Origin of the sequence: Lachnoclostridium sp. An169, from assembly GCF_002160525.1 — a bacterium.
Classification (GTDB): domain Bacteria; phylum Bacillota; class Clostridia; order Lachnospirales; family Lachnospiraceae; genus Mediterraneibacter; species Mediterraneibacter cottocaccae.
Genome location: NZ_NFKT01000043.1, coordinates 22,503 through 30,569, shown reverse-complemented (window position 1 = coordinate 30,569; position 8,067 = coordinate 22,503). Strand labels below are relative to the sequence as shown.

General features: G+C 45.6%; 9 protein-coding genes. 4 read left to right on the top strand and 5 right to left on the bottom strand.

Features of this window, described 5'->3' with window-relative positions:
- From B5F07_RS20220 to B5F07_RS20195, 5 genes are all read right to left on the bottom strand, one after another.
- The coding region (locus B5F07_RS20220) for a helix-turn-helix domain-containing protein (RefSeq protein WP_087163003.1) at positions 1 to 203 on the bottom strand (203 nt) is incomplete at its 3' end.
- Positions 204 to 487: 284 nt separating this feature from the next.
- Positions 488 to 853, bottom strand: coding sequence for a hypothetical protein (locus tag B5F07_RS20215; protein ID WP_140398065.1), 366 nt, complete (start codon positions 851 to 853; stop codon positions 488 to 490).
- Between the two features lie 161 nt (positions 854 to 1,014).
- Positions 1,015 to 1,596 carry an SOS response-associated peptidase gene (locus B5F07_RS20210; RefSeq protein WP_087163001.1) on the bottom strand — a complete coding sequence of 194 codons (582 nt, stop codon included), beginning with the start codon at positions 1,594 to 1,596 and terminating at the stop codon, positions 1,015 to 1,017.
- Positions 1,597 to 1,935: 339 nt separating this feature from the next.
- Entirely contained in the window at positions 1,936 to 2,253 is a 318-nt protein-coding gene (locus B5F07_RS20200) for a hypothetical protein (protein WP_087162999.1), read from the bottom strand.
- Positions 2,254 to 2,266: 13 nt separating this feature from the next.
- Positions 2,267 to 3,538, bottom strand: coding sequence for a DNA polymerase Y family protein (locus tag B5F07_RS20195; RefSeq protein WP_087162998.1), 1,272 nt, complete (start codon positions 3,536 to 3,538; stop codon positions 2,267 to 2,269).
- A 416-nt stretch (positions 3,539 to 3,954) separates the two neighbouring features.
- Here B5F07_RS20195 and B5F07_RS20190 point away from each other — a divergent pair, with 416 nt between their 5' ends.
- The 4 genes from B5F07_RS20190 to B5F07_RS20175 all read left to right on the top strand — a co-directional run bounded on the left by B5F07_RS20190 (position 3,955) and on the right by B5F07_RS20175 (position 8,027).
- Positions 3,955 to 4,857 (top strand): DUF5688 family protein, encoded by a 903-nt coding sequence (locus B5F07_RS20190; protein WP_140398064.1) that lies wholly within the window; start codon positions 3,955 to 3,957, stop codon positions 4,855 to 4,857.
- A 36-nt stretch (positions 4,858 to 4,893) separates the two neighbouring features.
- Positions 4,894 to 6,891, top strand: a complete 1,998-nt coding sequence (gene ligA / locus B5F07_RS20185) for an NAD-dependent DNA ligase LigA (RefSeq protein ID WP_235853297.1) — start codon at positions 4,894 to 4,896, stop codon at positions 6,889 to 6,891.
- Between the two features lie 194 nt (positions 6,892 to 7,085).
- Positions 7,086 to 7,775, top strand: a complete 690-nt coding sequence (locus B5F07_RS20180; RefSeq protein WP_204248873.1) for a DUF3990 domain-containing protein — start codon at positions 7,086 to 7,088, stop codon at positions 7,773 to 7,775.
- A gap of 3 nt (positions 7,776 to 7,778) precedes the next feature.
- Positions 7,779 to 8,027 carry a hypothetical protein gene (locus B5F07_RS20175; RefSeq protein ID WP_054353166.1) on the top strand — a complete coding sequence of 83 codons (249 nt, stop codon included), beginning with the start codon at positions 7,779 to 7,781 and terminating at the stop codon, positions 8,025 to 8,027.
- Positions 8,028 to 8,067: the final 40 nt, after the last annotated feature.

The following is an 8,067-nucleotide window of genomic DNA, read 5'->3' as shown; positions in this document are numbered from 1 at the left end:
ATTTGTTTGTCCTCCTTCAATAATTTATCCAGAGAAATTTCAAACATATCACTCATAGTTACTAACGTATTCAAATCTGGATAGTTTTTTTCATTCTCCCAATTTGATACCGTCTGTCTGGTAACATGAAATAATTCGCCGAATTCCTCCTGTGACATTCCTTTTTCCTTTCGAACATTTAATATTGTTTTTCCAATACTCATCGTTTTACCTCCTAAGGATATTATCAGTGGAATGTAACAAAAAGAAAAGCAATCCATCTTTTACAGTCCGCTATTATAAACGCAAAGATTTTTTGACAAGGAAATTTTTATTAGTTTATAGCCTTCAGTCCTGCAAATTCCAATTTATTGCTATCTCAATTATACCAAATTCTTTCCATTAACACCACGTCAACCTCATTAAAATAACCGCATCTGCCCATATTCTAAGATCAGTAACATCCGTTCCGCCCTCACGGACGGCTCCTCTTGTGTCTGGCAGACTATTAATCTTCAAACAGTTCTTCCACCAGATGTTCATATTCCGGAAGCTGTCGCAGATATGGTAACAGCCGCTTTTGGATCTCTTCCCGTTCTTCCGGACCGCACAAACGCAGGTCATGGGATTTTCCCTTTTCCTCCACTACATCACAAGCGATGTGATAGATTATTTCCTCACAAAGCGTTTCACCATCCCGGAGAATAATCGGCGCCATGCAAAAGTCATCCTGCTCCTCAGAAATCCCGTCAAGGAATACATATCCCACCTTATCTGACCATAACAGATCAAAACGCGGGGTATCCCGAATGTAATCAGCAAAAGCATTCATAACCTTCTCAATTTCTCTGTTTTGTTCCTGTGTGTACATCATTCATTCCTCCTTACAATAATATACTCTAAGCAGCCGGCTTCTCTGTACAGACGCTGCTTAGAGTATATTACACTTATCTGTTCTGGCAAATCATCTTCCGACTAGAATATTTTTGTAAAAACATAGCCACTTCTACAAGTATTCATACCAGACAAGCCTCATTAAAACAACCGCATCTGTTCATACTCAGCATGAGCCTTTAACAGTCCCGGCGTCTTATGCAACAAATACTCGGTTGCCCTGTCATCCAGTACCCAGTCCTCCACCTCCTCCGGCTCCAGGATCAACGGCATCCGGTTGTGGATCAGCGCCACGGAAGAGTTTGCCTCCGTTGTGAGGATCACAAACCTTTCCTCATCCTCATATCGATTATAGCATCCTGCCATAAATAGCACTGTAGCATCTTCCCGTTCAAAAGTGAACTTCTCCTTGTTCTTATTCCATTCGTAAAAACCTCTGGACGGAATGATGCAACGCCTGTTCTGTATACTATCCCGAAAAGCCCGACGTTCCAGGGCACTCTCTGCCCTTGCGTTGATCAGCAGCTTTCCTTTCTCAAACCCTGGGAAGCCCCATCTCATCTGTTCTGCAGCAAGATGGTGCTCCTGCCCTTTTATTATTGTAGCATTTTGCGCTGGGAAAACATCACCAGTGCGCTCTATCTGCAATTTCCTATCCAGATCCCGTACCAGCTTCTCAATCTCCCTTGCCGTCTCATCATCCACATAATAACGTCCACACATTTTCTTCTCCTTATCTCGACTTTCCCAGCGTTTGTTCCCTGCATTTCTTCAGCAATCTCTGGAGCCGTAAATAATCATAGGTACGAACAGGATTTTTAATCATCGCTTTAAAAGAAAACCGAAACAATATCTGATAAATGATCCCCTGACGGATACACCAGATACACAGTGCATAGGTGCTATGAATATCGCCCCTCTGAAGCAGCCGGACCAGATAAGAGATCTTCACAATATCCTGTTCTGTATATGCAGCAACTGCCACAGGAAAGCTTAGTCCTTCCATAAAAAACTGCAGTTGCTTTAATCCCTCCTCTGGAAATTTTAAAATATGCTTATTCACTATTCCTCTCCCCAACTTACCTTCCAACAATGCGACTCCGGATAATAATATAACCGAAATAGATATTCCTGATTTTCCACCACTGTACTACAGCAGAACTCCTGAATAGGAATACCACAATAAAATTTTTCTGCCTGCTTCTGTACATTAATGTGCGTAACTTTATGAATTACGCCTTCCTCATCTTGATATTTGAACATCATAGGAATTGTTCTGCCTTTGCTCGTATACCAGACAGAACAGGCAATTTCCTTCATTTTTCTTTTCAGCTCGCCCTCATCCGGTTTCTGGGTGTTCGTTCCAATCCCCATGCTCATAGATCTCTACCTCCTATTTTACCCCGATTTTCTTATAATCAACAGTCCTTTTTTCTCTTGAGATTCCACCGGACATATGGTCAATAGGACTTCCCACAAATGCCGCCCGCTTCACCGAGTCGATCCCATACCGTCCACGAATCCGGTCCACCGCAGCATCCATTTTCTCCAGCTTTTCATAATCTGTCGTGTCAAACATATCCAACTGGCGCATGTTGAACCCATCCTTTACCCGGCTGGTGTGGATCCCCAGATACCGGATGGCTGTCCCATCCCATAATTGGTCAAAAAGCTGGCAGGCACAGCGATGGATCTCAATGGTAATGTTCGTAGTGTTCCGCAGCGTCATCTGGTGGCTGGCATAACGCAGGTCATGAGATTTGATTCCCACAGCAATCACTTCCGCCCGCACCTTTGCTGCCCGCAGTCTGGTTCCCACCGTCTCCGCCAACGCCAACAACACCAGCTTCGCAGTGGACGCATCCCTTACATCAAAGGCAATGGTGGTGGAGTTCCCGTATCCTTTATTGGCCGGGGCTTCAGACTGCACCACGGATACATCCATCCCATTGGCAAACGCCCAGATGACCTCCCCGTGCTTTTTCAGATGGACTTTCAGCAGATGCGGATCCGCATGGGCCAGTTCCCCTATGGTATGGATCCCCAGGTTAAACAGCTTTTTTGCAGTCGCCCGCCCGACAAAAAACAAATCACTCACCGGAAGCGGCCACATTTTATCTTCAATCTCATTATGCCACAGCGTATGCACCCGGTCTGGCTTCTGGAAATCTGATGCCATCTTGGCCAGCAGCTTGTTCTCCGAGATCCCGATATTGACGGTAAATCCCAGCGTATCCCGGATTTGATCTTTCATCCTGTATGCTGCCGTCACCGGATCGCCCCAGAGTCCTTCCGTACCTGTCATATCCACAAAGGCTTCGTCTATCGAGTATTGCTCTACGTCTGGAGAATACCGGCGCAGGATATCCATAAATGCCTTGGAGCACTTTTCATATAGCCCATAGTTAGGCGGAACTAGGATCAACTCCGGACATTTCTGTTTCGCCTCCAGAATAGTTTCTCCCGTTTTTATATGGAACTTTTTGGCCGGAATGGATTTCGCCAATATAATTCCGTGCCGCATTGCCATATCACCGCCAACAGCAGACACCTTTTCCCGCAGATCCTCCTTCCCGCCTAAATGGTGGAGGCGGTAGACGGCTTCCCAGGAAAGGAACGCTGAATTGACATCAATATGAAAAATTACCGTTCTTCCATGTTTCAAACGTATGTTCGCCTCCTTTTTTCTTCTATTATGGAGAACATACGTTCTTTCGTCAAGAGGATTTTTCTGTCAAAAGAGGACTCCCTTCTCACGGAACCTGTACCGATATACTATATATAGTGTAAAACCATCTCTTTGCATTTGACACACCATATATCTAGTGTTATACTCATTTTGTACCATATATTTTGTGTCTATCCGGAAAGGATTTATCACACGCTGTTTAGGTTTGTAATCAGTCAGAGGGATACTCTGCCATCAGGCAGTACCTTCTGGCTTTTTTTATTTTGCAGAGAACTGCACGCTGTCAGAGAATGAACATTTTGCGTCATTCTCTTTTTTTATGCCTGAACATGGGAAAGGAGGGTTGTTTTTCAATGCTCCGGATGGACATAGTAACAGAAAGGAGAATCAAAATGACTTACAAAGAATTTGAAATGCAAGTAAAAACGTATCTGGAGGAGAACCTCGGTGCTGACGTTACTGTCAGCACATACACGGCGAGAAAGAACAATCAAACCCTCTGCCAAGGTCTTCTCATTGAAGACGCCTCCGATGGAGAGCGTTTCTCAGCATCCCCGGTTATCTATCTGGATGATTTCTATAGAGACTTGTGTAATGGATCATCTTTTGAAGAGATAGCAAAAACCATATATAAGTTATATCGGAACGCCAAGCAGACTGGAGATTTTAAGCTGAAGGACTTAACTAATTTCGAGGAACTGAAGGAAAAAATCATCTATAAATTAATCAATCTGGATATGAACAAGGATCTTTTGGACGATATTCCTTATATCCCGTATCTTGATTTGGCAATCGTTTTCTATTGCTGCATTGCGAACACGGATGAACAGACTGCTGGTTTTCTCATTCATAATTCCCATTTGGATCTCTGGGGAATCCAGCAAAACGAATTATACAAGTATGCCCATAAGAACACTTGCCGACTGTTTCCCTATTCACTTCAGTCGGTATGCGCCACGCTTAACGAAATGTCAGAAAATCTTACCGCCCCATTATCTGTAATGCCGGAGGAAGACCTTCTGGTCTTAACGAATCAAAGCCGTATAGACGGTGCAGCTTGTATCCTGTATGACAATATGTTGGAAAAAATAGCAGAAGTATTACAGGAGGATTTCTATGTAATTCCCAGTAGTATCCACGAGCTTCTGATTCTGCGTAAACATTTGTCTCCAGAAGAAGGAGGTCTTTCAGAGTTAATTACATCTGTCAATCAGACAACCGTGTTGGATACGGACATTCTGTCATCACATCCATACTACTATGACCGTAATTTACATACCTTAAAATGCGCTTAATAATTTATGCGAATCCCAAGAAAGGAGCATCCAATCATGCACCATGTAAAAGAAGTAAAATTGCTTGTAGACAACCTTAACAAACACCGTCACGCCTACTATAACCTGAACGCACCGGTAATCTCCGATGCGGAGTATGACCGGCTGTACGAACAGCTGGAAAGTCTGGAAAGGGAGACAGGGATCATCTACTCCAATTCCCCAACCCAGACCGTAGGCTACCCACCCGTCAGCGAACTGGAGAAAGTGCCGCATCCCCATCCGCTTCTGTCTCTGGATAAGACAAAGCAGGTGGAAGATTTATGCCGTTTTTGTGGCGATCACGCAGCTTTGCTTATGCTGAAGCTGGATGGGCTGACCGTAAAACTCACTTATGAAAATGGCAGGCTGACAGAGGCAGCCACACGGGGAGACGGGGAGATCGGGGAAGAGATCACCCATAACATTCCCACCTTTGAGAATGTACCGATCTCCATTGCTTATAAGAAACGGCTGGTTGTCACCGGGGAAGCCTTCATACACAGAAAGGATTTTGAACGGCTGAATACCACACTCCGGGACAGGAACGGGGAACCTTATAAAAACGCCCGGAACCTGGCTGCCGGATCTGTGCGGAGCCTGGATCCGGAGAACTGTAAAGGCCGCTGTGTCACCTTCCTCCCCTTCAACGTACTGGAAGGGCTAAATGCGGGGGAACACAGCAACAGCCGGGAGGAACGTCTGTACCAGTTATCAAAACTGGGCTTTGGTTCCTGCCCCTATATTCCCCTCAATCCGGATCAGATTTCGCCGGAATATCTGGAGCTTCGTATCCAGGACCTGAAGGAGAAGGCAGAAACACTGGGTCTTCCCATTGACGGAATGGTACTGATCTTCGATGACTTGGCGTATTCCGCAAGCTGCGGAAGAACCGGACATCACTACAAGGACGGACTTGCTTTCAAATTTGAGGACGAAACCTATGAAACCATCCTCCGGAGTATTGAATGGACGCCTTCCCGTTTCGGGGAACTGGCACCTGTGGCAGTCTTTGACACCGTGGAGATTGATGGGTGCTCCGTATCCAAGGCCACGCTTCATAACCTCACCTTTATCCGGGAACTGGAGCTGGTGCCGGGATGCCGTATCCTGGTATCCAAACGGAACATGATCATTCCCCATGTAGAGGAGAACCTGGACCGTGGACATTACCGGGATGCAGCCCCTGCTATCTGCCCGTGCTGCGGCGCTCCAACAGAACTCCATCGAAAAAAAGGAGAAAAAGGACGGATCATTGAAACCGTACACTGCAGCAATCCATCCTGTGAAAGCCAGCAGTTGAAAAAATTCGTCCATTTCGTATGCCGGAAAGCCATGAATATTGAAGGATTAAGTGAGGCTACTCTGGAGAAATTCCTGAATCTGGGATACCTTCAGACCTTCCATGACATCTACCATCTGGATCAGCACCGGGAAGAGATCATCCGGCTGGAAGGGTTCGGGGAGAAATCCTTTGACCGGCTCTGGAACGCAATTCAGGCCAGCCGCAGCACCACCTTTGTCCGCTATCTGGTCAGCATGGATATTCCCATGGTAGGCCGTACAAAAAGCCGGGTATTGGATACCGTATTCTCCGGCAGTCTGAATGCCTTCCGGGCGGCTGCCACCGATGACTATGACTTCACACAGTTAGAGGACTTTGGCGCCACACTGAACCAGAACATTCACGACTGGTTTGCGGATGAAGAAAATCTGATGCTCTGGGACACGTTACAGAATGAATTTACATTTGAAGAAAGAAAGGAAGAAAACACTATGGCAAAAAATACTGAATTTGCAGGAAAGACTATCGTAGCAACCGGAAAGCTGGAGAATTTCACCCGCGCTGAGATCAATGATAAGATCCTGGAGATTGGTGCCAAACCGGGCAGCTCTGTGACAGGCAAAACGGATTATCTCGTCTGCGGCGAAAAAGCCGGAAGCAAACTGGCGAAGGCCAAGTCTTTAGGCATAACCATTCTGTCAGAAGCAGAGTTTCTGGCTAAGATCTCTTAAATCCCACTTACGGTTTTCGCTGAATAATGATTTCGGGAAAGGAACTGCCGGGCAGTTCCCTTCCCTTTAGAAGAAAGTTCCAGCCAGCTCCTGTCATTACAGTCCCGAAAATGATGCAGCCATTCCACAGATAATTCCGTTGGAATACAAATTCATTTCTGGTATAATAGGGGCAAATGGAGGCAATGATAAGTATGAGTATTCAATCCGATGTGGAAATCTTATCTGTACAAGCAGTCGAGTATTACGCACAAAAGCATCATCTGTCTGAAGGGGACGTCTTTGATCTCTTCTGTAAGCATCAGGTTTTTGAAAAAATCCTGATACAGCACGAAATGCTTCATCAGTTGGATATGGAAGAGACTTTTCAATATGTGGAGGAAATCATCAAAGAAAATGCTCTGGAACTGGTACTTTACCACGGTTCCAACATCGCATTTGATGAGATTGACCTGGGAAAATCCCATAATCGCCGTGACTTTGGCCGGGGATTTTACTGTACCGTCTTGGAAAGCCAGGCGGAGGAATGGGCCAAACGTCTTTATCTGCGCTCCCACAAAGGCGGCAGATATGTTTACCGTTACCTGTTCCACCAGACAGAGGACCTGAAGATCAAGCACTTTGCTGCTCTGGATCGGGAGTGGCTGGAGTTTATCAAAGAAAACCGCACGAAAGGCGGCATCCAGCACGCTTATGATGTGGTCGTAGGGCCTGTTGCAGACGACAATACAATGGAGACTGTGCAGTTATACCTGTCAGGTATTTTAAAAGCCGAGGAAGCAGTGGAAAGGCTTCGCTATAATAAAGTCAACAACCAGGTGTCTTTCCATACGCCCCTTGCCCTGGAGCACCTGACGCTGGAATCCCGAAGGGAGGTTTCGTAAACTATGGAAGGAAAATATTTTTTCAATAACAAAGATATCACGATGAACCTGTGTATCCAGATCCGGGATGTGATCGACATCATCAAGGAACGGAGCCATCTTTCTTTCCAAGATGCCGCCGGAGCCTTTTACCATTCTAAGACGTATCAGGCTCTGCAGAATACCGAGAATACGCTTTGGGCGGAGTCAGCGGGCTATATCGCAGACCGGTTCTACGAAGAACAGGAACAAAAAGAATTACAGACAAACTGAAGATTTAAGCACTTTGTTTAAGAAGGGAACTACCTATAGG

What these genes read in the sequence shown, in the direction of transcription:
- B5F07_RS20215 (WP_140398065.1), bottom strand. Translation starts at nt 853, where the DNA reads ATGATGTACACACAGGAACAAAACAGAGAAATTGAGAAGGTTATGAAT.
- B5F07_RS20210 (WP_087163001.1), bottom strand. Translation starts at nt 1,596, where the DNA reads ATGTGTGGACGTTATTATGTGGATGATGAGACGGCAAGGGAGATTGAG.
- B5F07_RS20200 (WP_087162999.1), bottom strand. Translation starts at nt 2,253, where the DNA reads ATGAGCATGGGGATTGGAACGAACACCCAGAAACCGGATGAGGGCGAG.
- B5F07_RS20190 (WP_140398064.1), top strand. Translation starts at nt 3,955, where the DNA reads ATGACTTACAAAGAATTTGAAATGCAAGTAAAAACGTATCTGGAGGAG.
- ligA (WP_235853297.1), top strand. Translation starts at nt 4,894, where the DNA reads ATGCACCATGTAAAAGAAGTAAAATTGCTTGTAGACAACCTTAACAAA.
- B5F07_RS20180 (WP_204248873.1), top strand. Translation starts at nt 7,086, where the DNA reads ATGAGTATTCAATCCGATGTGGAAATCTTATCTGTACAAGCAGTCGAG.
- B5F07_RS20175 (WP_054353166.1), top strand. Translation starts at nt 7,779, where the DNA reads ATGGAAGGAAAATATTTTTTCAATAACAAAGATATCACGATGAACCTG.